Annotated in this window: 24 protein-coding genes; 10 read left to right on the forward strand and 14 right to left on the reverse strand. The window is 62.2% G+C overall.

What is annotated here, in order from left to right; all coding sequences use genetic code 11:
* Positions 1-138: 138 nt before the first annotated feature.
* A complete protein-coding gene (locus H0W47_RS11895; protein WP_296924571.1) occupies positions 139-1,005 on the reverse strand; it encodes an alpha/beta hydrolase in 867 nt (288 codons plus the stop codon).
* Positions 1,006-1,126: 121 nt separating this feature from the next.
* On the opposite strand from H0W47_RS11895, the gene H0W47_RS11900 reads away from it, so the two are divergent.
* From H0W47_RS11900 to H0W47_RS11915, 4 genes are read left to right on the forward strand one after another with little or no spacing between them, the layout of a single operon-like run.
* Positions 1,127-1,819, forward strand: a complete 693-nt coding sequence (locus H0W47_RS11900; RefSeq protein WP_296924573.1) for a GntR family transcriptional regulator — start codon at positions 1,127-1,129, stop codon at positions 1,817-1,819.
* 35 nt (positions 1,820-1,854) lie between these two features.
* Entirely contained in the window at positions 1,855-2,736 is an 882-nt protein-coding gene (locus tag H0W47_RS11905) for a phytanoyl-CoA dioxygenase family protein (RefSeq protein ID WP_296924575.1), read from the forward strand.
* Between the two features lie 4 nt (positions 2,737-2,740).
* The gene (locus H0W47_RS11910) at positions 2,741-4,099 is read left to right on the forward strand and encodes a Gfo/Idh/MocA family oxidoreductase (protein WP_296924577.1); all 1,359 of its coding nucleotides are present in this window, start codon (positions 2,741-2,743) and stop codon (positions 4,097-4,099) included.
* Between the two features lie 58 nt (positions 4,100-4,157).
* Positions 4,158-5,057: an NAD(P)-dependent oxidoreductase gene (locus H0W47_RS11915; RefSeq protein ID WP_296924579.1), complete on the forward strand. Its 900-nt coding sequence runs from the start codon at positions 4,158-4,160 to the stop codon at positions 5,055-5,057.
* Positions 5,058-5,116: 59 nt separating this feature from the next.
* Here the strand turns inward: H0W47_RS11915 and H0W47_RS11920 are convergent, their stop codons facing one another.
* Entirely contained in the window at positions 5,117-7,090 is a 1,974-nt protein-coding gene (locus H0W47_RS11920; protein ID WP_296924581.1) for a DEAD/DEAH box helicase, read from the reverse strand.
* Positions 7,091-7,470: 380 nt separating this feature from the next.
* Positions 7,471-8,034 carry an oligoribonuclease gene (orn, locus tag H0W47_RS11925; RefSeq protein WP_296924583.1) on the reverse strand — a complete coding sequence of 188 codons (564 nt, stop codon included), beginning with the start codon at positions 8,032-8,034 and terminating at the stop codon, positions 7,471-7,473.
* Positions 8,035-8,069: 35 nt separating this feature from the next.
* Here orn and H0W47_RS11930 point away from each other — a divergent pair, with 35 nt between their 5' ends.
* Genes H0W47_RS11930 through rsgA form a run of 3 tightly spaced genes read left to right on the forward strand, consistent with a single transcriptional unit; the run spans position 8,070 to position 10,614 of the window.
* A complete protein-coding gene (locus H0W47_RS11930) occupies positions 8,070-9,356 on the forward strand; it encodes a M48 family metallopeptidase (RefSeq protein WP_296924585.1) in 1,287 nt (428 codons plus the stop codon).
* The gene (locus H0W47_RS11935; protein ID WP_296924587.1) at positions 9,353-9,670 is read left to right on the forward strand and encodes a 4a-hydroxytetrahydrobiopterin dehydratase; all 318 of its coding nucleotides are present in this window, start codon (positions 9,353-9,355) and stop codon (positions 9,668-9,670) included. The genes H0W47_RS11930 and H0W47_RS11935 overlap by 4 nt, the downstream gene beginning before the upstream one ends.
* Positions 9,667-10,614, forward strand: coding sequence for a ribosome small subunit-dependent GTPase A (rsgA, locus tag H0W47_RS11940; protein ID WP_296924589.1), 948 nt, complete (start codon positions 9,667-9,669; stop codon positions 10,612-10,614). Before H0W47_RS11935 ends, rsgA begins: the two co-directional genes overlap by 4 nt.
* A gap of 183 nt (positions 10,615-10,797) precedes the next feature.
* Here rsgA and H0W47_RS11945 read toward each other — a convergent pair whose 3' ends face one another.
* The 6 genes from H0W47_RS11945 to rpsP all read right to left on the reverse strand — a co-directional run bounded on the left by H0W47_RS11945 (position 10,798) and on the right by rpsP (position 14,961).
* Positions 10,798-11,805 (reverse strand): CobD/CbiB family protein, encoded by a 1,008-nt coding sequence (locus tag H0W47_RS11945; RefSeq protein WP_296924591.1) that lies wholly within the window; start codon positions 11,803-11,805, stop codon positions 10,798-10,800.
* Between the two features lie 138 nt (positions 11,806-11,943).
* A complete protein-coding gene (locus tag H0W47_RS11950; protein WP_296924593.1) occupies positions 11,944-12,642 on the reverse strand; it encodes a CoA pyrophosphatase in 699 nt (232 codons plus the stop codon).
* Between the two features lie 70 nt (positions 12,643-12,712).
* Complete coding sequence (gene rplS, locus H0W47_RS11955) at positions 12,713-13,078, reverse strand: 50S ribosomal protein L19 (protein WP_296924596.1); 366 nt, start codon at positions 13,076-13,078, stop codon at positions 12,713-12,715.
* 135 nt (positions 13,079-13,213) lie between these two features.
* Positions 13,214-13,993, reverse strand: coding sequence for a tRNA (guanosine(37)-N1)-methyltransferase TrmD (gene trmD / locus H0W47_RS11960; RefSeq protein ID WP_296924597.1), 780 nt, complete (start codon positions 13,991-13,993; stop codon positions 13,214-13,216).
* A 41-nt stretch (positions 13,994-14,034) separates the two neighbouring features.
* Positions 14,035-14,628 carry a ribosome maturation factor RimM gene (rimM, locus tag H0W47_RS11965; RefSeq protein WP_296924599.1) on the reverse strand — a complete coding sequence of 198 codons (594 nt, stop codon included), beginning with the start codon at positions 14,626-14,628 and terminating at the stop codon, positions 14,035-14,037.
* A gap of 72 nt (positions 14,629-14,700) precedes the next feature.
* Positions 14,701-14,961, reverse strand: a complete 261-nt coding sequence (rpsP, locus tag H0W47_RS11970) for a 30S ribosomal protein S16 (RefSeq protein WP_296924601.1) — start codon at positions 14,959-14,961, stop codon at positions 14,701-14,703.
* A 171-nt stretch (positions 14,962-15,132) separates the two neighbouring features.
* Here rpsP and H0W47_RS11975 point away from each other — a divergent pair, with 171 nt between their 5' ends.
* Genes H0W47_RS11975 through H0W47_RS11985 form a run of 3 tightly spaced genes read left to right on the forward strand, consistent with a single transcriptional unit; the run spans position 15,133 to position 16,689 of the window.
* Positions 15,133-15,660 carry a GNAT family N-acetyltransferase gene (locus H0W47_RS11975; RefSeq protein WP_296924603.1) on the forward strand — a complete coding sequence of 176 codons (528 nt, stop codon included), beginning with the start codon at positions 15,133-15,135 and terminating at the stop codon, positions 15,658-15,660.
* Positions 15,661-15,693: 33 nt separating this feature from the next.
* Positions 15,694-16,146, forward strand: coding sequence for a hypothetical protein (locus H0W47_RS11980; RefSeq protein WP_296924605.1), 453 nt, complete (start codon positions 15,694-15,696; stop codon positions 16,144-16,146).
* Positions 16,147-16,155: 9 nt separating this feature from the next.
* Complete coding sequence (locus tag H0W47_RS11985; protein WP_296924606.1) at positions 16,156-16,689, forward strand: GNAT family N-acetyltransferase; 534 nt, start codon at positions 16,156-16,158, stop codon at positions 16,687-16,689.
* 12 nt (positions 16,690-16,701) lie between these two features.
* On the opposite strand, the gene H0W47_RS11990 is transcribed toward H0W47_RS11985, so the two are convergent.
* The 5 genes from H0W47_RS11990 to H0W47_RS12010 form a co-directional block, all read right to left on the reverse strand.
* A complete protein-coding gene (locus tag H0W47_RS11990) occupies positions 16,702-17,712 on the reverse strand; it encodes an inorganic phosphate transporter (RefSeq protein WP_296924608.1) in 1,011 nt (336 codons plus the stop codon).
* A gap of 12 nt (positions 17,713-17,724) precedes the next feature.
* On the reverse strand, positions 17,725-18,372 hold the full coding sequence (locus tag H0W47_RS11995) for a DUF47 domain-containing protein (protein WP_296924610.1): 648 nt from the start codon (positions 18,370-18,372) through the stop codon (positions 17,725-17,727).
* Positions 18,373-18,477: 105 nt separating this feature from the next.
* A complete protein-coding gene (locus tag H0W47_RS12000) occupies positions 18,478-18,840 on the reverse strand; it encodes a DMT family protein (protein ID WP_296924612.1) in 363 nt (120 codons plus the stop codon).
* A 209-nt stretch (positions 18,841-19,049) separates the two neighbouring features.
* Complete coding sequence (locus H0W47_RS12005; RefSeq protein ID WP_296924613.1) at positions 19,050-19,703, reverse strand: 3'-5' exonuclease; 654 nt, start codon at positions 19,701-19,703, stop codon at positions 19,050-19,052.
* A complete protein-coding gene (locus H0W47_RS12010) occupies positions 19,700-21,613 on the reverse strand; it encodes a DUF294 nucleotidyltransferase-like domain-containing protein (RefSeq protein ID WP_296924615.1) in 1,914 nt (637 codons plus the stop codon). Before H0W47_RS12010 ends, H0W47_RS12005 begins: the two co-directional genes overlap by 4 nt.
* Between the last annotated feature and the right edge of the window lie 564 nt (positions 21,614-22,177).

The raw sequence follows: 22,177 nt of genomic DNA on the forward strand, positions 1-22,177 counted from the left end.
GGTCGAGGCGGACGCAGACTCGGGCCAGCATCGCCAGAAAACCGGCTCGAACACTGTGCCGGTTTCATGTTGTGAACTCTTGACTAGCAACTCTCGCTGCGGCGGGGGTTATGCAGACCTTCCCTAGGCGGGCTGCCGTCAGGCGGTCTGTGCAAGCAGTTGCAGCGCCAGCTGGTGCAGCCGATGGCCGGGTTGCATCAGGGCCTCCACGATACTGAAATGGTTGAGCCCCAGCAGGGCTTCGCGCACCGGTACCACTCTGGCGCCCCAGGCGCGCTCAATCAGCGCGTTGTGACGCAAAAACTCCTCACTCTCGTCGGCCCCGGCCACGCTGTAAAGCAAACCCCGCTTTGGTGGCGGAAACCAGGCCGGACTGGCCTGCGCAACCTGTTTCGGCGTCAGGCGCAGCGCGTCTTTCAGGAAAGGCGTGTGCATCACCGACTCAAGCTCGTACAGGCCAGAGACTGACAGCGCGTTTTTGACCAGGTCCGCCGGCAGATCGATGGCGTGCTTCTTCCATTCGCAGGCCAGCAACATCGCCGCCAAATGGCCGCCTGCCGAATGTCCGGCCACGGTGATGCGGTCGGGGTTGCCGCCGAATCGGGCAATGTTGCGCCAGGTCCAGGCCAGCGCCCTGACCATTTGCAGGGCGATGTCAGGGACCGTCACGGCCGGGCACAAGTCGTAGTTGGGCATCACCACGCAAGCACCCGCAGCGGTGAAGGCGGGTGCGAGGAAGGAATGATCTGACTTGTCCAGCGAGCGCCAGTAACCCCCGTGAACGAATACCACAACTGGTGCGCCACCGGGCGGCATCGGGGCTGCGGGAAACACATCCAAGGTCTCTCCTGCGCTGGCCCCGTAAGCGATATCCAGGGTACAGGACTGCGAGCGCCGGGCCACATCGGAACGTTCTGCCCAGCGGCTGAAATAGTCTGCGTGGTCGGGCACCAGCGCACGGTTGTTGTACATGCGGTCCAGCCAGGCGGCATCGGGTCGGCTCATGAAATCTCCTGTGAAGTCAATACGCAGATGTTGGCACAGTCACGCACAAGCCATACAAGTCTCGGGTAAACCCGCTGAAGGTTGGGCATCCACCAAAGTATTCTGTATACAGAGTACAAAAATGCAGGTCCAGCTTCTCAAAATCGAATCCACGCCGGACCTGGTCGATCAGGTCTATCGCAGCCTGCTCGATGCCATCAGCGAAGGTTCGCTGGCGCCGGGGGCGCGCATCATGCAGGAAGACATCGCCGAACAGCTCGCGGTGTCGCGCCAGCCGGTGCTGCAGGCCTTGCGGCTGCTCAAGAAGGACGGCTTCGTGCTGGACGCGCCGGGTCGCGGGGTCTTGGTCGCGCCGCTGGATGTGGGCTGGCTGATGCAAATTTACCAGGTGCGCAGTGCGCTCGATGCGCTGGCGGCCCGCCTTGCGGCGCAAGCCCGTGTCCGGATCGATCCGGACCTGATTGCCCGCGGGCGCGCTGCAACACGCGGAACCGACGTCAAGGCCATGATGGCCGCGGATGCGCATTTCCACAGCGCGATTTACGCCGCTTCAGGCAACCCCCTGATCGCCCAGAGCGCGCAACTGCATTGGCACCACATCCGCCGCGCCATGGGCGCAGTGCTTCAGGTGTCCACCATGCGCGAATCGATCTGGGACGAGCACGAGGCCATCGCCCGTGCCATTGCTGCAGGTGATGCGCCCACTGCAGAAACCCTGATCCGCGAGCACGGCGAAGACGCCAGCCGCAACTTGGCCAGCCTGCTGAACACAGCGCTTCAGCCTGCGTCTCCCGGCCAGACCCAGACCGCCTGACGCCAGCGATCCACTCGACCCCAGGAGACAAAAAAATGAAACTGACCCCAGAGCAACTCGCGCAATTCGATCGCGACGGCTACCTGTTTTTCCCCGGTCTCTTCACACCCGAAGAAACGCAGGTACTCAATGACGCGGTGCCAGAGTTGTACAGCCGGCGCGAGGACTACAACGTGCGCGAAAAAGGCAAGGACGCAGTGCGCACCAACTTTGCCGCGCACATGTATAGCGAGCCTTTTGCCAAACTGGGGCGCCACCCACGCATGATCGAGCCGGTGGAAGAGCTGCTCGGCGAAAAACTCTACATGCACCAATTCAAGATCAACGGCAAGATGGCTTTTGAAGGCGACGTGTGGCAGTGGCACCAGGATTACGGCACCTGGCTCAACGACGACATGATGCCGACCGAACGCGCCATGAACGTCGCGATTTTTCTGGATGACGTGACCGAACACAACGGCCCGCTGATGTTCATTCCCGGCAGCCACAAAAAAGGCGTGGTCGAGGCGAAGCACGACCTGACCACCACCAGCTACCCGCTGTGGACGGTGGACAACGACCTGATCCACCAGCTGGTACAGCGTGCCGGCGGCAAGCAGGGTGGCATCGTCAGTCCCAAGGGACCGGCCGGCTCCATGATCCTGTTCCATTCTTGCCTGGTGCATGCCTCGGGCAGCAACCTGTCGCCCTTCAACCGCGTCAGCGTCTACCTGAGCCTGTGCGCGGTCAGCAACCACATCCGCCGCCACAAGCGACCCGAGTACATCGCGCACCGCGACTTCACGCCGATTGAATGCCTGCCCGACGATTGCCTGCTGAAGGACTACCCGGTGGACCTGCGATGGAAAGACGGCGTGCCAGCCACCGCGCTACAAACCTCGATGGAAGAAATCGTGCCGGAGCGCAAGGCGGCCTGACACCATGAATCTCCACAACAAACTTCAGCAACGCGCCGCCGACAACCAACCGATCCGCATCGGCCTCATAGGCGCAGGCAAATTTGGCTCCATGTATCTGGCGCAGATTCCACGCACGCCGGGCGTGCACCTGGTGGCGATTGCCGATTTGTCGCCGGCTGCGGCCCGCACCAACCTCGCCCGTGTTGGATGGAATCCGGCCCTGACCCAGGCGGAATCTGCGCAAGCAGCTATCAAAACAGGAGCAACCTGGATCACTGAGGACTGGAATGCGGTGGTGACCCATCCGCAGATCGACATCATTGTCGAATGCACCGGCAACCCCGTGGCCGCTGTCGAGCACTGCCTGCAGGCGTTTGCACACGGCAAACATGTGGTCAACGTCACAGTCGAGGCCGACGCCTTTTGCGGCCCCCTGCTGGCGCGCAAGGCGTCCGAAGCAGGTGTGGTCTATTCACTGGCCTTCGGCGACCAGCCCGCATTGATCTGCGACCTGGTGGATTGGGCGCGCACCTGCGGCTTCCCGGTGGTGGCGGCGGGCCGTGGCCACAAGTGGCTGCCGCATTTTTCCGAATCGACGCCGGAAACCGTCTGGGGCAACTACGGCCTGACACCGGAACAGGCCGAACGCGGCGGCCTCAACCCCAAGATGTTCAACAGTTTTCTCGATGGTTCCAAGCCCTCGATCGAAAGCACGGCGGTCGCCAACGCCACCGGCTTGACCGTGCCTAGCAACGGCCTGCTGTATCCGCCAGCCAGCGTGGAAGACATTCCTTATGTCACACGCCCCATCAGTGAGGGCGGCGTACTTGAGCGCAAAGGGATGGTCGAAGTCATCTCTTCACTGGAAGCAAATGGACGAAAAATTCCCTACGACATCCGCATGGGCGTCTGGGTCACGGTAGAGGCCGAGACCGACTACATCAAGAACTGCTTTGAGGAATACAACGCACACACCGACCCGAGCGGGCGTTACTTCACGCTTTACAAACGCTGGCACCTGATTGGCCTGGAAGTCGGCGTCTCGGTGGCCAGCGTGGCCTTGCGCGGCGAGCCGACGGGTGTTGCAAGCTGCTGGAACGCCGACGTGGTGGCCACCGCCAAGCGTGAGCTCAAGCCCGGCGACATGCTGGACGGCGAAGGCGGCTATACCGTCTGGGGCAAGCTGCTGCCGGCCGACACCTCGATGAAGATGGGCGGTCTGCCGCTGGGCCTGGCGCACAACGTCAAGGTGATACGTGCAGTGAAAAAGGGCCAGAGCCTGAGCTGGGCCGACGTGGCCATGGATATGTCCACCCCAGCCTACAAGGTGCGCCGCGAGATGGAGGGAATGTTCGCTACCGCCCTGAAGAAAGCTGCCTGACAGCCTTCTTGCCACGGGGTGCCGCATGATGGTGGTACCACCCCTTTTCCGGACATCCATGAGCATCCCCGACACAATCACATCGTCCCCACGCATCGCCTTCCTCGGCACCGGCAGCATGGGCCTTCTCATGGTCAGACGCCTTTGCGAAGCCGGCCACACCCTGCAGGTATGGAACCGCACACTGGCCAAGGCCGCTTCACTCAGCGCGCACGGTGCAGTGGTTCACAACCAGGCCGCAGCAGCGGTGAGAGATGCGGACATCGTCGTCGGCATGCTGGAAAACGGTGCGGTGGTGGAAGAACTGCTGTTTGAGCAGGATGTGGCCGCCGCGATGAAGCCGGGCGCACTGTTCATCGACATGGCGTCGATCAAGCCACGCGAGGCGCGCGACCACGCCGCGCGGCTGGGCGCTATGGGCATTGCCCACATCGACGCGCCGGTCTCGGGTGGCACCGGCGGCGCTGAGCACGGCACGCTGGTCATCATGGCCGGAGGCAGGGAGTCGGAATTCGCGCGCGCCATGCCCGTTTTTGAGGTCTTCGGCCGCGCCACCCACGTGGGCTCCCACGGGGCGGGCCAACTCACCAAACTCGCCAACCAGATGATTGTCGGCATCACCATAGGCGCGGTGGCCGAAGCCCTACTGTTTGCCACCCGGGGCGGCGCCGACATGGCCAAGGTCAGGGAAGCGATCACCGGGGGCTTTGCCGACAGCCGCATCCTGCAGGTGCACGGCGAGCGCATGGTGGCGCGCGACTTCGCACCGCGCGCCCGCATGGCGATACAGCTCAAGGACATGCGTAATGCGCTGGCTACCGCCGAAGAAATCGGTTTTGACGCGCCCGTGACGACGCTGTTCGAGCAGCTGTATGCCGAGGGCATCAGCCACGGGCTGAGCGACCTGGACCACTCGGGACTGTTTGTTGAACTGGCCAGCCGCAACGGCATGGAGTGAGACCGTAGTTCCCATGAAAAAAGCCCGCAAGCTGCGGGCTTTTTTGTGTGCTGCAAGAATTAACGTGCAGGACGGGCCGGACGCTTGTGGGCATCACGTGGCACAAAGACTTTGCCGGCAGGTTTGGCAAAAGCCGGCTTGCGGTCGGCAAAGTCGCCGCGCGGGGCGGATGAAAACCCTTCCGAACGACCGCCACCAAAACCGCCGCGATCACCGCCTCGGTCGTCGCGCTGGGCGAACCCACCGCTGTTGCCGTTGCCGCCACCGAAGCCACGGTCATCACGACGGGGGCCGCGGTCGTTGAAACCGGAACGGTCTGCGTAGTTGTTGCCCTGGGGTGCGGGACGGCCCTGGAAGGACGCGCCGCCACGATCGTCACGGTTGCCGCCAAAACCACCGCGATCACCGCCACGGTCGCCAAAAGCAGGCTTCTTGCCGGCGTAACCGCCGCCAGCGCCGCCAGCACCGCCCCCGAAACCGCCCGAAGGAGCACGGTCGTTGCCAAAACGGCCACCACCGCCGCCGCCAAAGCTGCGGGGACCGCGGTCACCGCCGAAATTGCCGCGCGGACGCTCCGAGGTCGGGGCAAAACGCTGCTGCGGCTCGAGGCCGGCAATCACGCTGGGCTTGAGGTTTTGTTGTGTGTAGTGCTCGATGTCCTGGATCTTGCGGCGATCGCGGAACTCGGCAATTGTGATTGCCTTGCCTTCGCGGCCGGCACGGCCAGTACGGCCGATGCGGTGCACATAGTCTTCGGCTTTCATCGGCAGGCCGTAGTTGATCACGTGGGTAATGGTCGGAACATCCAGTCCACGAGCAGCGACGTCGGTCGCCACCAGGATCTGCACGCGGCCATCGCGGAAAGCCATCAGGCGGCGGTTGCGCAGGCCCTGGCCCAGCGCGCCATGCAGTGCCACGGCCGAAAAGCCTTCCTGCACCAGGTCGTTGGCCAGGCCGTCACATTCGACCTGGGTGCAGGCGAACACGATGGACTGGTTCATGGTTTCGTCGCGCAGCGAATGGTCCAGCAGCTTGCGCTTGTGGCTCATGTTGTCGGCCCACAGCAGGGACTGGGTGATCGATGCGTGTTTTTCATGCGGCGAGTCGATCTCGACACGCTGCGGCTGGCGCATGACGCGCGTGGCCAGTTGCATGATGCGCGGCGCAAAGGTGGCGCTGAACATCATGGTCTGCTTGCGCTCGATGGTGAGCTGGTTGACTTCTGTCAGGTCGTCGGCAAAGCCGAGGTCCAGCATGCGGTCGGCTTCGTCCACCACCAGGAACTGCACCTGATCGAGCTTGATCTGCATGCTGCGCTGCAGGTCCAGCAGGCGGCCGGGCGTGGCCACCACGAGGTCGGCGTTTTGCAGCTTGGCAATCTGCAGCTGGTAAGGAATGCCGCCCACCACGTTGGCGATGCGCAGGCCGCGGCAATGGCGAACCAGATCGATCGCGTCAGCGCAGACTTGCTGGGCCAGTTCGCGGGTCGGGCACAGGATCAGGGCGCCGGGTGTGGCAGCCTTGAAGTTGCGCGCATTGGTCGGGTCCTTGCGCTTGGGTTTTTTCAGCGGCGGCTCGCCGCGGGCGACGGCTTCGGCGCTCAAGCGTTCAAATTCGGCGCGTTCGTGGCGCTCGGCTTCTTCCTGCTGTTTCAGCAGGGTGTGCAGCACGGGCAGCAGGAAAGCGGCGGTCTTGCCGCTACCGGTCTGGCTGGAAACCAGCAGATCGGTGAATTTGGCTTTCGGGTCGGCTTTGACGTCAGCATCCAGTGCCTGCATGGCTTTCGGGATAGTGGCCATTTGCACGGCGGTCGGCTGGGTGAACCCCATGTCAGCCACAGCCTGCAGCAGTTCCTTGGCCAGGCCCAGCTTCACGAAGCCGTTGGGCTCGGGCGCGATGGCGTCCAGCGATGTTTCCGCTGCGGCGGGCGCATCGGAAAAGTCAGGCAGCACATTGATTTCCATATCGGAAACGATGGAGTCGGTATTTGCTTCGGCCAAAGAATCGCCGCGAGCCTCAAAAGAGTCAGTCATGTTTTTCTCACTAAACACCTGTCTGCGCTGCCACCTTGTGGTGTGGGCGGGCGAACAGGAAACTAGAACCTGCCGCGTAGCGGAAGGCTTCGTTCATGGTTAATAAAACATCAACCATCAAACGAATATTTCGGTTCGGGCGACTTCCGGAAAAACCGGTGCCTGAAGCGATGGCTCTGTTGGTAGAGCCTCAAAAGTGTGAGGTAGATGTACAAAGGCGGTGCACCCACGTGCATCCATCAAGCCCACGATTATGCCATGGTTTGCGGGTTTCTACCAGTCCAGCGTGTCAGAATAACCCGCAGTCCGCCTGGGACAGCGACATTTGCTCTGCTTTTGATAGCTTCTTACCTTTGTGTGACAAGGGCTAGCGGCCAAATTCACTTTAAAAAGTGGGCCCGATAATATTCCAGCTCGTCAATCGATTCGTGCACATCCGCCAGCGCGGTGTGGCTTTGCCGCTTCTTGAATGCGCTGTATACCTCGGGCCGCCAGCGTTTGGCGAGTTCCTTGAAGGTGCTGACATCGATGTTGCGATAGTGGAAAAAAGCTTCGAGTTTGGGCATGTATTTGACTAGGAAGCGCCGATCCTGGCCAATCGTGTTGCCGCACAGTGGCGAGGTGCCCTTGGGCAAATACTTCGCCAGAAAGGCCAGCAACTCCTTTTCAGCGTCCGCCTCGGTCACCGAACTGGCCTTGACCTTGTCAATCAAGCCACTGCGGCCGTGAGTGCCCTTGTTCCAGGCGTCCATCTGGTCGAGCAGCTCGTCGGATTGATGGATCACGAGGACCGGTCCCTCAATGCGCGGCGTTAACTGCGGCCCGGTGACCACCACGGCAACCTCAAGGATGCGCTCCTTCTCAGGGTCGAGCCCGGTCATTTCACAGTCGAGCCAGACCAGGTTCTGGTCGGATTTTTTCAGCAGGGGTTCTGTATCAGCCATCTAGCGATTCTCGCTGATCGCCTAAACTTCCATTCATGACCGATCCCTCTCTGCTTTTGACTCTGGTATTTTCGGCCACCCTCGTGCTGGGACTGCTGACCAGGTTCTACCTCGCATCGCGGCAAATCCGCCATGTGGCGCGTCACCGCGATGCCGTACCGGCAGCATTTGCCGTCAGCATCACACTCGCCTCCCATCAAAAGGCGGCCGACTACACCATCACCAAAGCCCGTTTCGGCCTGCTGGAGCTGGCCTGGGGTGCTGCCGTGTTGCTGGGCTGGACGCTGCTCGGCGGCATCGATGCGCTGAACCAGGCACTCGCCGGCTCGGGCCTAACCGCTTACGGCAGTATGGTGCCGCAACTGGCGCTGCTTGCCATCTTCGGCCTGGTCAGTGGCCTGCTGGACCTGCCCTTCACGCTGTACAGCACCTTCCGTATCGAGGAACGTTTCGGTTTCAACAAGATGACATTCAAGCTGTGGCTGGGCGACCTCGTCAAGTCCACGCTGGTCGGCGTGCTGATCGGGCTGCCCATCGTGGCGTTGATTCTCTGGCTGATGGGTAGCACCGGCAGTTGGTGGTGGCTGTGGGCCTGGGGGGCCTGGATGGTGTTTAACCTGCTGATCCTGGTGCTTTACCCGACGGTCATTGCGCCGATGTTCAACAAGTTCCAGCCGCTGGAAGATGAAACCCTTAAGGCGCGCGTGACCGCGCTGATGCAGCGCTGCGGCTTTGCAGCCAAGGGCCTCTTCGTGATGGACGGCAGCAAACGCTCGGCCCATGCCAATGCCTATTTCACCGGCTTCGGCGCGTCCAAACGCGTGGTGTTTTACGACACCCTGCTCAAGCAGCTCAACCCCGGCGAGGTCGATGCGGTGCTGGCCCATGAACTCGGCCATTTCAAGCACAAACACATCATCAAGCGCATCGTGTCGATGTTTGCCATGAGCCTGGCCGGCTTTGCGCTGCTGGGCTGGTTGTCCACGCAGGTCTGGTTCTACACCGGACTGGGCGTGCGGCCCAACATGAACGGCAGCAACGATGCATTGGCGCTTCTGCTGTTCCTGCTGGCGGTGCCAGTGTTCAGCTTCTTCATCTCGCCGATCTTTGCCCTGTTTTCACGCAAACACGAGTTCGAGGCCGACGCGTATGCCATCGCGCAGACCGACGGCAAGGATTTGCAGAGCGCGCTGCTCAAGCTCTACCAGGACAACGCCAGCACACTGACGCCCGACCCGTTGTTCGTCAAGTTTTACTACTCGCACCCGCCTGCCTCGGAGCGGCTGGCGCGCCTGGGCGGCAACACCGGAGCCTCGGCATGAACCCCGTCCACCAGAACCGTCGCGCCTTGAGTGCCACCGAAATCGTGACCCAGCTGAGCCAGCTCAACGGCGAACAGGCGCTGGGCTGGCGCTTGATCGACGGTTCGCTGGAAAAAACCTACAGCTTCAAGAACTACTACGAGACAGTCGCCTTCGTGAATGCGGTGGCATTTATCGCCAACGCCGAAGACCACCATCCCGACCTGGCGTTGAGCTACAGCAAATGCACGGTGCGTTTCAACACGCATGACGTGCAGGGCATTTCTGTCAGCGACTTTTTCTGCGCGTCGAAGGTCGACGCCTTGCTGGCTTGACCACTGTTTCTTCCGCCGGCACCCTGCCCGGCCTGGTGGTTGCTGGATTCGGTCGGCACTGCCTGGTGGAAACACCGGACGGACAGCGCCTGATCTGCCATCCGCGTGGCAAGAAAAGCCAGGCCGTGGTGGGCGACCGCGTGCAGTGGCTGCCCTCGCAAGACGAAGGCACAGTGGAAAAAGTCGAGCCACGCAGCAACCTGTTTTACCGGCAGGACGAAATGCGCACCAAGTCCTTCGCGGCCAACCTCGACCAAGTGTTGATCCTGATCGCGGCCGAGCCGGAGTTTTCCGAGAGCCAGCTCACCCGTGCGCTGATTGCCGCTGAAGCCGAACGCATCACGCCCATCATCGCCTTGAACAAAAGCGATCTGGCGGAGCCTTTCGGACGCGCGTGGACCAAGCTGGAGCCCTATCGGGCCATGGGCTACCAGGTGTTGCCACTGGCGATCAACCCCAAGACCGATACGCCGGTGGCCAACGACGCACAGTACCAACAACTGCTGGCGCTGCTGCGTGGCAAAAAAACCCTGGTGTTGGGCCCTTCAGGTGCCGGCAAAAGCAGCCTGACCAACCTGCTGGTGCCGAATGCGCAGGTGCTGACGGCAGAAATATCGCAGGCACTCAACTCAGGCAAACACACCACGACCAGTACCACGCTGTACTGGATCGATGCAGAACGCAGCAGCGCGCTGATCGATTCGCCAGGGTTCCAGGAATTCGGCCTGCACCACATCGACCCCATGCACCTGGCCAACCACATGCCGGATCTCAAGGTGCATGCGCAGGACTGCAAGTTCTACAACTGCACCCACCTCCACGAGCCCGGCTGTGGCGTGATTTCTCAAGCAAAAACAGGCACCAGCCCCGATGGGATAAGCGCCAGCCGCTATCGTTTGTATAGCGAGCTGTTCGCCGAGTTGTCGCAGCCAGCGCGTTACTGATTCAGCCGCGCACCAAGGCGCCACAGGCCTGCGCCAGCGCCGCACACTGCGCCGGTGTGCCAACGCTGATTGCGCTTGACCAGGCCTTCTCTCACGGGTTGCTCGCCCGCCGTGTAGGGCACCAGTCTCCTGAGGGCCCGACTTCAGAAAGATATGCCAGACGCCACGCCCAGGCGGCTCTTCTCAGCCCAGCAAGCGGGCCAGGGTGAGCAGGGCAAGCAGCACCATCCAGAGCACCACCGAGCGCCAGACCAGGCCCACAATGCTGCGCAGGTGGGCCACCTCGGGCTCTCGCCCCGGTGTGCTCTCCGTCACCTCTGGCGCGGACGGGTCCGGGGCACCGGCCTGAAACCCCTGGGATGCACCCGGTGCAAACAGGGCCTTCAGCGCCTCCCCGCCCAGGCGCACATTGACGGCCCCGGAAGTGGCAGCGAGGATCACCCCATCGTTGAGGCTTTCCGTGCCGACGGGCTGCCGCTGCGCGTAATTGCGCCAGCCGTCAATGGCATCTTCAAAGCTGCCGACCACCGCAAAACCCAGCGATGTCAGGCGCGCCGGGACGTAATCGATCACATGCCAGGCGCGCGTCGCCGCCTGCTGCAAGGCCGGACTGGCACCCTCACCCGTCAAGCGGCTTTTGTGCGCCCAGTAGCGCGCGACGAACTCGCTCAGGCGGTACAACACGGCACCGGCAGGGCCCAGCCCCAGCGCGGCCAGCACAGAAAACCAAGCCAACACGCCGAACACATGGCGGTGCGCCGCCAGCACCGAATACTCGATCACATGGCGCACGATTTCGCTGCGCGGCAGCTCGCTGGCGTCGACTTGCCGCCACTGCGCGAGCAGTTCGCGCGCCGTGATCTCGTCGCCATCGTCGAGCGCGTCGCGAATGTCGGTGAAGTAGTGGCTGAACTGGCGAAAGCCGAGCGTGACGTAGAGGACGGCAACGCTCCATAAAAACGCCAGTGCCACGTTGATACTCCAGAGCAGCCAGTGCATCGCCAGCGTCACCAACGCCGGAGCCAACACAGCCATGCCCCAGGCCACCCAGCCATGGACCGGTTTGCCAGCGTCCAGGCTGCGGCTGGCCCAGCGCGCCCAGCGGCGCAAACTCGCGTGGATCGCATTTCCGCGGGCCAGCGGCCTAGCCTGTTCAATGATGAGTGCGAACAAAACGGCAAAAAAACTCATGGTGAATCATACTGCCCCCACGTTCGCGCACTGCGTGTCGCTCTCTGTCCCCGGAGGGGGCCGCTGCGCCTGCGGACTGGCAAAGCCAGATCCGCGGCCCCTGCTTGAAAAGAGACGGCTCGGCTCACATCCCAATCGTCAGGCACTTAAGAATCTGTACAGATTGCGCAACATGGCGGCGGTTGCGCCCCAGATATAGCGCTCCTTGCCATCGCTGTTGTCCACCGGCCCGGTATAGGGCATGGACAGCCACTGGCGAATGTCACCGTCGAACTCGAACTCATGACGCTGGTGGTTTGCGGGGTTCATCAGGTGCTGCAGCGGCACCTCAAAAATATCGGCGACTTCGAAGGGGTTGGGCTGCAGCGCGAAACCCGACCGTACCAGTGCCACTACTGGCGTGATGACGAAGGCGGTACCAGTGACATAGTCAGGAAGAATGCCCAGTACCTCGACGTGTTCGCGGGCCAGCCCGATCTCCTCTTGCGCCTCGCGCAGCGCCGTGTCTACCGCGTCATGGTCAGCATCGTCGGTTTTTCCACCCGGGAATGCGACCTGACCAGAGTGGGTCGACATGTTGCCGGCGCGTTCTGTCAGCAGCAGCGTGAGTTCGTCCCGCATGACGAGCGGGATCAGCACCGCTGCCAGCGCCGGCTCCCGGTTGGAAAACTTCTTCTCGACACTGTGCTCCGGAGTCCAGACCGGTGGATGCAGGAAGCGCTGGCGCAGGGCCAGGGGCGTGAGGTTCCCGGCGGGTACGCCCGCCAGATGCGTGTCCACCCCGATGACGGGGATAGTCCGCGGATCAAACTTCGGCAGGGGTTTGGTGAAGCTCATGGCAAGTGCAGCGTAACAGGCAAAAAAAAAGCCGCTCCAGAGAGCGGCTTTTTCAGGGTCCAAGCCGCATTTATGCAGCTTTGGCGCCCAGTTTTTCCTTGATACGTGCCGACTTGCCGCTGCGATCACGCAGGTAGTACAGCTTGGCGCGGCGTACATCACCGCGGCGCTTGACTTCGATCTTGGCGATCAAGGGGCTGTAGACCTGGAAGGTCCGCTCGACGCCTTCGCCATTGGAGATCTTGCGCACGATGAAGCTGGAGTTCAGGCCGCGGTTGCGCTTGGCAATCACAACACCTTCAAACGCCTGCACACGCTTGCGTGTACCTTCAACCACATTGACGCTGACGATCACGGTGTCGCCGGGGGCGTACACGGGAATGGTCTTGTTTAAGCGGGCAATTTCTTCCTGCTCAAGGGTCTGGATCAGATTCATGATTAATTCCATCTAACTTTTTCGTTCATACACGCGCTGCACTAAAGACCGCAAATCCAGGGACGCTCTCTCAAGGAGGTATCAACATGGTTGCAGTGGCCGCCAGAGGACCGAAAAGCCCACGATTATAGCAATTTATGGCTGGTGGGAGGATTTCGCCGTCAGACCGCGCAGAAATGCCTCGTCTGCGTCCGTCAAACTGCCCGCCTCGCGCGCGGCCTCCAGCAGTTCCGGCCGGTGTTGCCGAGTCAGGGCCAGCCGCTGTTCGCGCCGCCAGCTTTCGATGTGGGCGTGGTTTCCGGACAACAGTGTGTCCGGCACGCCCTGCTCGCGCCAGACTTCCGGCCGCGTGTAATGCGGGCAGTCCAGCAAGCCGTCGAGCGCCGGGTTGAAACTGTCCAGCTGGTGGCTACCCTCATCATTGAGCACACCCGGTTGCAGACGCGCTACAGCATCCAGCAGGGCAATGGCGGCGATCTCCCCGCCGGACAACACGAAGTCGCCCAAGCTGATCTGCTGGTCCACATACCTGTCGATAAAACGCTGATCCAGGCCCTCGTAGCGGCCACAAATCAATACGGCGCCAGCGCTGGCCGACCACGCGGCCACGCCGCTGTGGTCCAGTGCATTGCCTATCGGGGAAAAAAGCACCACCGGTGCGCGGGAGACTTCCGGCTCGGCACGCTCAGCCCGAACGGCTTCAAGGCAACGCGCCAGCGGCTCAGCCAGCATGACCATGCCGGGGCCACCGCCAAAGGATCGGTCATCGACACGCCGGTAGTTGCCGTCGGCAAACGCCCGTGGGTTCCAGAGTTTGACCTCGACCAGGCCGGATTCGTAGGCACGGCGCGTCACGCCGCTTTTCAGAAACGGCTCAAAAAGCTCGGGAAACAGGGTGATGACGTCAAAGCGCATGGCTTGTATTTTGCGCCGGTCACGGTAGAAGGCCCGAAGGCCTAATAGTCCGGCTGCCAGTCGACCGTGATGGTTCCGGCAGGAATGTCCACGCCATCGACATAGGCGGCGACAAAAGGAATCATGCGCTCCAGGGTCTGCTCGCCGTCGATGTACTCGACACACAGCACCGAATTCGGTCCGGTCGCCATCAGGTCGCGTACGCAGCCCAGGGCCACCCCTTCCCGATTGACGACATTCAGGCCCAGCAGATCGACCCAGTAGTACTCGTCCTTGCCAGCCTTGGGGAAGCTGCTGCGCGGCATAAATATCCGCGCGCCACGCAGGGCCTCGGCCGGCGTGCGGTCATCAATGCCCTCGAACTTGGCGACGACAGAGCCGGAATGCACCTTGGACTCGCTCACCGGTAAAACCACGGTGCCGGAAAATGCATTGAAACCCGGCCGGTGTTTGGCCTCGGGCGGCTGCAGAAACCAGCGGCCGGAAGAAAAAAGCGCCTCGGAGGAGGCGCTGTGCGGCAGGATTTTGACCCAGCCCTTGACGCCCCAGGCGTCAAGAATGCGCCCGACCTCGATGGCGTCCTCGGGAAGACCCGACGACTCTAAGCCCGGAAGGCTAGCCCCCACGCTTTTCACTCAGTGTAAGGCGCTGCCCCCCGAGGGGGCGAATTTCCCTTGGGGCGGCCCGGCGGGAAATTGTCATTCCAATCAGGCGGCTTTGGGGGCTGCGGCAGCGCCCTGCTTGACCAGGCGTTCCACGGTGGGGGACGCTTGTGCGCCCACGCCCAGCCAATGGGTCAGGCGGTCCTGCTGGATGCGCAGGCCTTCTTCGCCACCCTTGGCGATCGGGTTGTAAAAACCGATGCGCTCGATGAAACGGCCGTCGCGGCGGACGCGTTTGTCAGCCACAACGATATTGAAAAAAGGACGGTGTTTAGAACCGCCGCGCGAGAGTCGAATGACGACCATGATTTATCCTTCGGGTGGCGGGGCGAAAAATATCACCCCAAAATGTTCCTGCAGCGATTGAGACACACGACATGGCACCCGGCCAGCGAAATGCTGCAAAGCCGCAGATTATAACCCGCTCTCCGCCATTCATCGTCAACCCGGCCCCCGGCCCTTCCTTTTGAACCTGCCATGCCCCTGATCCGCCCCAGCCGCGAGGAAGACCTCCCCGCCATCACCGCCATCTACGCCCACCACGTGCTGCACGGCACCGGCACCTTCGAAACCGACCCGCCCAGCGTGGCCGACATGGGCGTGCGCCGCGCCGACGTGTTGTCCAAAGGCCTGCCCTATCTGGTCGCTGAAGAAGCCGGCACCGTAGTGGGTTTTGCCTACGGCAACTGGTTCAAGCCGCGCCCCGCCTACCGCTACTCGGTAGAGGACTCGATTTACTTGGCGCCCGCTGTCGGCGGCAAGGGTCTGGGCCGCGCCCTGCTGTCGGAGCTGCTGGCGCGCTGCGAAAACGCAGGCATCCGCAAAATCATGGCCGTCATCGGCGACTCGGCCAACGCAGGTTCGGTCGGGTTGCACCGCGCGCTGGGTTTCACGCAGGTCGGCATCGTTGAGTCTTGCGGATGGAAGTTCGGTGCCTGGCGTGATATCGTGATCATGCAAAAAACGCTGGGCGCTGGCGACACCCAGCCGCCTGCGGGCTCCTGAAGCGCCGCCCCCTACTCCCATCTCACGGAATTCATGAAAACCAAGAACAAGACCCTCGGGGCCTGGCTGGCTCTGGCTGGCGGCCAACTGGGTCTTCACCGCCTCTACCTGTACGGCGTTGGCGACATGCTGGCCTGGCTGCACCCCATGGCTGCCGCGCTGGGCTGGTGGGGCGTGGAACGCGTGCGCATGTACGGCCAGGACGACCAGCTCGCCTGGGTGCTGATCCCCTTACTGGGTTTTACGCTGGCCGGCACGGCGCTGACTGCGATTTATTACGGTCTGATGGCGCCCGAGAAATGGAATGCCACGCATAACCCTGGTGCCGCGCCTGATGGCGCGCCCGGCCGGACCAACTGGCTGACCATGGGCGCGATTGTGTTTGCACTGCTGTTCGGCACGATTGCCCTGATGTCCAGCATCGTCTTCAGCTTCCAGCGCTATTTCGAGTACCAGGTCGAGGAAGCCCGGAAGATTTCCCAATAGGGGCCCGGCATGGACAGAGCTGATTCCAGGGATTTCCTGATCCGGGCTGCCGAACCGGATGATGCACCGGCCATCTCCGCCCTCCTCGGCCGCGACGGAACCTTCGAAGGCACCCTGCAGATGCCTGACATGCCCGTCGTCTCACGCATCGAATTCCTGCAGAGAGTCGATCCTCACAGTTGCAGACTGGTGGCGATCTCGGGGGGTGAAGTCGTCGGAATGGCCGGGTTGCATACCCAGCAGCCCAGCCTTCGCCGCAGCCACGTGCGCGGCCTCGGCATTGCCATCGCTCCCGAATGGCAGGGCCGTGGCGCAGGGCGCCAACTCATGAACCGCCTGCTTGATTGGGCCGATCAGTGGGCGGGCGTGCTGCGCGTCGAGCTGTGGGTCCATGTAGACAACGAGCGCGCCATCGCGCTGTATCGCAGCTTGGGCTTTTTGGAAGAGGGCCGGCACAAGGCTTACGCATTAAAAAACGGCCGCTATGTCGACAGCATTTCCATGGCACGTCTGCATCCGAACCCGCCTCGCATGGAAGACTAGGAGCCTGCGCTCTCAAAAAATCTGCAGGCTGACCCAGTAGGCAATCGCCGCGACGAAAGCCGAGGCCGGAATCGTGAAGATCCAGGCCCAGACAATGTTGCCGGCCACGCCCCAACGGACCGCCGAAGCGCGCTGGGTGGATCCGACCCCGACGATGGCGCCGGTAATGGTGTGGGTGGTGGACACCGGAATGCCCAGTCCAGTCGCCAGGAACAGTGTCAATGCCCCGCCGGTTTCGGCGCAGAAGCCACCCACGGGCTTGAGCTTGGTGATTTTTTGCCCCATGGTCTTGACAATGCGCCAGCCGCCGAACATGGTGCCCACAGCAATTGCCACGTAACAACTCACGATAGTCCAGGTCGGCGGGGATGCATCGCTGGCGGAGGTATACCCGGTGGCAATCAGCAGCATCCAGATGATGCCAATGGTTTTTTGCGCGTCATTGCCACCGTGGCCCAGGCTGTAGGCGCCGGCCGATACCAGCTGCATGCGCCGGAACCAGCGGTCCACGCGAGATGGCGTGGCACGGCGAAAGCCCCAGGCGACCACCACCATCATCAGCGAGCCGAGCAGAAAACCGAGCAGCGGCGAGACAAAAATGAAGGCCACAGTTTTCAGAATGCCGCCGGCCACCAACGCGCCCGCGCCGGACTTGGCCATCACCGCTCCGACGATGCCGCCTATCAGCGCGTGGGACGAGCTGCTGGGAATGCCGTAATACCAGGTCACGAGGTTCCAGGTGATGGCGCCTATCAGCGCGCCAAACACCACGTGGGTGTCGACAATGCCCGGCTGCACAATCCCCTTGCCCACGGTGGCCGCCACGCTCAGGTGAAAAATAAAGATTGCAACGAAGTTAAAAAATGCGGCAAACAGCACGGCCTGGCCGGGTTTGAGCACGCCGGTGGACACCACGGTGGCAATCGAATTCGCTGCATCGTGAAAGCCATTCATGAAATCGAAGGCAATCGCCAGAAACACCAGCAAGACCACGACCCACAAGGCAGTTTGGACGTTCTCCATGACGCCGCCGGGTTATGAATTTTCGAGGACGATGCCCTCAATCAGATTGGCCACGTCTTCGCACTTGTCGGTGATGGTCTCAAGCAGCTCGTAAATCGCCTTGAGCTTGATGACTTCGCGCACGTCCGGCTCTTCGCGAAACAGCTTGCTCATGGCCGAGCGCATGACGCGGTCAGCGTCGGATTCGAGCCTGTCAATCTCCTCGCAGGTCTTGAGCGCCGCCTCGGCCGTCGCCGCGTCGCTGAGCTTGTCAATCAGCGCCACCGCGTCTTTCAGGCGCTCGCAGCACTTGACGCTCAGGTCAGTCAAGCGAACGATCTCCTCGGTCATGTGGTGCACGTCGTACAGCGCCATGGTTTCGGCCGAATCCTGGATCAGGTCGCACACGTCATCCATGGTGTTGATGAGCTTGTGGATCTGCTCGCGGTCTATCGGCGTGATGAAGGTCTTGTGCAGCATGCGGTTCACCTCGTGGGTGATCCGGTCTGCTGCACGTTCGGCGTTGTCCACTTCGCGGTTGTAGCTTTCCCGCTTTTCTATGTCGCTGTAGTTGGCAACAAGATTGGAAAACGCTCGCGCGGCCTCAACAATGCGGTCGGCATGCTGGTTGAACAGCTCGAAAAAATTACCTTCACGCGGCAGCAGCTTGCCAAACAGCATCTTGATCTCCTGGGAACTGTGTGTCAGTTTGATGACGAATTCATGACTCCCGGGAGTGTAACAAGCCCCACACGGCACGAAGCGAGGCGAGCGACTGTAGGGGCCCTATGAACTCCGAAAGATAAAATACACCGCGCCTACCATGCACAGCGCTGCCCACAGGTAGTCGAGCTTGAGCGGTTCGTTGAGATAAAACACTGCAAACGGCACAAACACTGTCAGCGTGATGACCTCCTGCATGATCTTGAGCTGGCCGACGCTGTAAAGCGTGAAGCCAATGCGATTACCCGGCACCTGCAGCAGGTACTCAAACAGTGCGATCCCCCAGCTGATGAGCGCCGCGATATACCAGGGAGAGGTCGCAAGGTTTTTCAGATGGCCGTACCACGCAAAGGTCATGAAGACGTTCGACAGCATCAGCAAACCGATGGTTTGCACGGACACGGGAAGGGACTGCAAAAGCTGCATGGGATCTCCTGAAGCAACGGTAAAAGCGCCGGCACCCGTGTGGGCAGCATCCCCAGTTTGATTTCAAGGTATTTTTGGCCTGTGGCCCTTGTCGAGAAAGCGTGGATAGCTATCAAAACAATAGCATTTGCTCTGCCACAGGACGCGAAGGGGAGGCAACCGGCGAAGCCGTGCGGCAATCTTATCCGTCGCCAGCCCACCCTGCCTTTTCAGGCCCGCGCAATCCAGCGCTGCTGGGCGGCCAGCTTTTCGACATCGCGCCAGCTTGCGCATTGCGCGGCCATCTGCGGCCAGATCCGCAGCAACAGCTCACATTCAGCCAGCGTGTCGGCGGCCGCCTGGTGTCGGTTGGCGCAGACGATGCCAAAGTGCGCCATCCACTCATCCAGCGCGCGGGCCCTGACCTTTTCATGAGTCACCGCACACAGCTGTTCGATGTCGACCCAGCGGTTCGGCAGGGGCGCGCCCAGGTGCGCCTGTACAAAGCGGCCGATCATGGCCTGATCAAACGGGGCATGAAAAGCCAGTAGCGGGGAGTTACCGGCAAAACGCGCGAAGGCGCGCAGCCCGTCGGCCATCGGTTCGCCGTCGCGCTGGCGCTGCACGCCGATGCCGTGCAGCAGGATGTTGTCTTTGCCGCTTGCCACTTCCGACTGACGCAGCACGACTTCGAAGCTGTCGCCCGGCGTGATGCTCAGGCGCCGCGTAGGCCAATCCAGCTGAACCGCAATCGCGGCAATTGCCAGCAACTGATCACGCTGCGGGTCCAGGCCGCTGGTTTCAACGTCGAGCACCACCCAGCGGTCCTCGTCCACGGCAGCCTGGGCGCCGAACCATCCGCGCAGCCGCTCGCCCCAATTCATCGCTCGTAGTCCAGCTGCAGGCGCTGCTGCAGCGAGCGCGCAACCCGAAAAGATTCGCGAAGGATGCGCCGGTCAATGTCATTGAGCAGCGCAACTTCAAGATGGTTCGGATGCTGCGGCGGGGCCGTGCCCTCAAGCTGGATACGCAGCCGCAGCGTCTGCAAAAACTCGAAGCCGCTGACCCATGCCTGGTACTCCGGTGCGGCCATGCCCAGCCGCGGGCCGACAGCCTCCAGCCGCTCGCGCGTGTTGGTAACGGTGATGCCGTGGCTCAGCGAATAAATCCGCGCCACGTCGACAAAAATCGTCGCGCCCTGCAACTTGAGGTCGATCAGGCCGGCGTCGTCGACGGCGATGCTGCCCGTCCAGTTCAGCGGCGCGCTGTGGACCAGCGCATTGAGCGCCAGTTGTTTGATGAAGCGCGGTGCGCGGCGCGCCGCCTCGCTGACCTCGCGCCGCAGGCTGTCGGCCAAGTCCTCGTCGCCGGCGAGCGCGCGAAAATCGAAGTAGATGCTGGCATGCAGCAGGTCGTGTGGCGCGCCGTGTTCTATCCAGTGGGCAAAGCGCTCGCGCCACTGGCGCAGCGTCATGCAGCAAGACGACTCGCCCGCCATGATGCCGCCACGACACAGCGGGTAGCCACAGCCGTCCAGCGCGAGGTTGACGTCGTGTGCAAAACGCAGCGCGGCCTCACGCTGGGCCGGCGTGCTGTCGTCCGGCAAAATCAGGGCGTTGTCCTGATCGGTTGAAATCGTCTGCTCGCTGCGCCCCTCGGAGCCCAGCGCCAGCCAGCAGAGGCGCGTCAGGTCGATGCCGTGCTCCTGGGCCTTGAGCTCCAGCAGGCGCGCGGTCAGCACGTCGTTGAGGTGGCTGATCAGTGCGGTGAGTTGGCGTGCATGCACGCCCTGCCCGAGCAGGCTGTGCGCAAAACGCCGGATGTCCTGCGCCACGATCTTGAGCGTGTCCACGTCGGCTGCTGAGCGGATGGAGGTGCTCACCTGTTTCAGGCTGAGGCGCTGCATCGCGAACAGGTCGCGTTCGGACACCACACCAACGGCCACACCGCCGCGCGTGACGGGCACATGGCGGATACCGTGTTTGCTCATCAGCAAGGCTGCGTCCAGCGCCGTGTGCTCGTGGCTGAGCGTCAGCACTGGCTGCATCATCACCTCGGCAATCGGCGTGTCCAGCGACAGCCCCGGCAGCGTGACTTTGCCCAGGATGTCATAGCGCGTGAGGATGCCCAACGGACGCTGCTGCGTGTCGGTCACCAGCATGGAGCCAATGCGCAGCTGGTGCATCTGCGCCAGCGCGTCGCGCAGCGGCGTGGCTGGCAGGCAGCTGACCGGCGCCTGGCGCGCGACATCGCCCAACGCAGTTTCGAGCGACTGCTCGGCCAGCGCCTGCGAGGCATAGGCCACCTGCAGCGCGCGCCGCGACAGGTCCAGAAATTTCAGGATGCGCCGGTTCAGGAAGTCGGCGAACGGCGGACTGAGCACCGCCAGCGCCTGCATGGCTTTCAGCGGCAAGGCCAGTACAAAGGTATCCGCCACTGCCTTGTAGCTGGCCGTGACTGCGCGCTGCGCCACCGCAGCACTCACAGGGAACAACTCGCCGGGTTCGTAGTGAAACGCGCCACCCGACAGCTCGGCCAGGCCGCGCTCCCCAATGACCGCGCCCTGGCGAATGAAGAACAGATGCTGCACCAGGCCGCTGTCCGGGGTCAGCAGCAGTTCATCGGGCGCGTAATAGTTCTCGCGGGAATGAGCCAGAAAGAAATCGACATCGCCTGCCAGCATCTGCGCAAACGGCGGATGCCGCATCAGTTCCTGGCGCAGGTTGGCAAGCAGGCTGCTGGACGGACTCAGGTCCGCATTCAGCGGGGAAAGAGGCTGTTCGGCATCCGTCACGGTCGTCTCCCGGTTTTTGAATGGATTATCCGGGAAGGATTGGCTGTCGTGATGATTCAGCGCAAAGGGGATGGCGGTGCGCTTCCGTCCTGATCTGCCATGCCGGACTTGATCCGGGGCCCATGCTGGCCAGCTACTTCAGCTCTTCGCTTGTTTCAGTTCGCCAGCAAGCCGGGAGTTGCCCGGCGGCAACTCACTTTCTATTAGCGTCGCCAAAAGGAAAGCAAGCAAAGAAAAAGGCGACCCGATGGTCTGGGTCCCTTCGCTTCGCTACGGGCAGCCTGCGGTGCTCGGTCAAAGCGGGGTCGAGCTCGACTCGCTTCGCTCAAAATCGCTCGCCCTGATCCGCTTTGACCTGCGCTCCTCGGCCCAGCTCGACGGGTGGGGGAACGAAAACCAACGCAGGAGACAAAAAATCCGGAGTCCTTGAAGCGCAAAGCGCTTCAAGGAAGGGATTCCCAACGGACGGCCATGTTTGCACGCGAGCGCAGCGCACGCGGCCACATGAAGTCCCCCTCCATCGCCCAGCGGGGCGAGGGAGGGGCTAGGGGAGGGAGTGGGGAG

Source organism: Polaromonas sp., from assembly GCF_013817205.1.
Classification (GTDB): Bacteria; Pseudomonadota; Gammaproteobacteria; order Burkholderiales; family Burkholderiaceae_C; genus Polaromonas.

Coding starts and splice junctions, on each gene's coding strand:
- H0W47_RS11895 (WP_296924571.1), bottom strand. CDS start 1,005: ATGAGCCGACCCGATGCCGCCTGGCTGGACCGCATGTACAACAACCGT.
- H0W47_RS11900 (WP_296924573.1), top strand. CDS start 1,127: ATGCAGGTCCAGCTTCTCAAAATCGAATCCACGCCGGACCTGGTCGAT.
- H0W47_RS11905 (WP_296924575.1), top strand. CDS start 1,855: ATGAAACTGACCCCAGAGCAACTCGCGCAATTCGATCGCGACGGCTAC.
- H0W47_RS11910 (WP_296924577.1), top strand. CDS start 2,741: ATGAATCTCCACAACAAACTTCAGCAACGCGCCGCCGACAACCAACCG.
- H0W47_RS11915 (WP_296924579.1), top strand. CDS start 4,158: ATGAGCATCCCCGACACAATCACATCGTCCCCACGCATCGCCTTCCTC.
- H0W47_RS11920 (WP_296924581.1), bottom strand. CDS start 7,090: ATGACTGACTCTTTTGAGGCTCGCGGCGATTCTTTGGCCGAAGCAAAT.
- orn (WP_296924583.1), bottom strand. CDS start 8,034: ATGGCTGATACAGAACCCCTGCTGAAAAAATCCGACCAGAACCTGGTC.
- H0W47_RS11930 (WP_296924585.1), top strand. CDS start 8,070: ATGACCGATCCCTCTCTGCTTTTGACTCTGGTATTTTCGGCCACCCTC.
- H0W47_RS11935 (WP_296924587.1), top strand. CDS start 9,353: ATGAACCCCGTCCACCAGAACCGTCGCGCCTTGAGTGCCACCGAAATC.
- H0W47_RS11945 (WP_296924591.1), bottom strand. CDS start 11,805: ATGAGTTTTTTTGCCGTTTTGTTCGCACTCATCATTGAACAGGCTAGG.
- H0W47_RS11950 (WP_296924593.1), bottom strand. CDS start 12,642: ATGAGCTTCACCAAACCCCTGCCGAAGTTTGATCCGCGGACTATCCCC.
- rplS (WP_296924596.1), bottom strand. CDS start 13,078: ATGAATCTGATCCAGACCCTTGAGCAGGAAGAAATTGCCCGCTTAAAC.
- trmD (WP_296924597.1), bottom strand. CDS start 13,993: ATGCGCTTTGACGTCATCACCCTGTTTCCCGAGCTTTTTGAGCCGTTT.
- rpsP (WP_296924601.1), bottom strand. CDS start 14,961: ATGGTCGTCATTCGACTCTCGCGCGGCGGTTCTAAACACCGTCCTTTT.
- H0W47_RS11975 (WP_296924603.1), top strand. CDS start 15,133: ATGCCCCTGATCCGCCCCAGCCGCGAGGAAGACCTCCCCGCCATCACC.
- H0W47_RS11980 (WP_296924605.1), top strand. CDS start 15,694: ATGAAAACCAAGAACAAGACCCTCGGGGCCTGGCTGGCTCTGGCTGGC.
- H0W47_RS11985 (WP_296924606.1), top strand. CDS start 16,156: ATGGACAGAGCTGATTCCAGGGATTTCCTGATCCGGGCTGCCGAACCG.
- H0W47_RS11990 (WP_296924608.1), bottom strand. CDS start 17,712: ATGGAGAACGTCCAAACTGCCTTGTGGGTCGTGGTCTTGCTGGTGTTT.
- H0W47_RS11995 (WP_296924610.1), bottom strand. CDS start 18,372: ATGCTGTTTGGCAAGCTGCTGCCGCGTGAAGGTAATTTTTTCGAGCTG.
- H0W47_RS12000 (WP_296924612.1), bottom strand. CDS start 18,840: ATGCAGCTTTTGCAGTCCCTTCCCGTGTCCGTGCAAACCATCGGTTTG.
- H0W47_RS12005 (WP_296924613.1), bottom strand. CDS start 19,703: ATGAATTGGGGCGAGCGGCTGCGCGGATGGTTCGGCGCCCAGGCTGCC.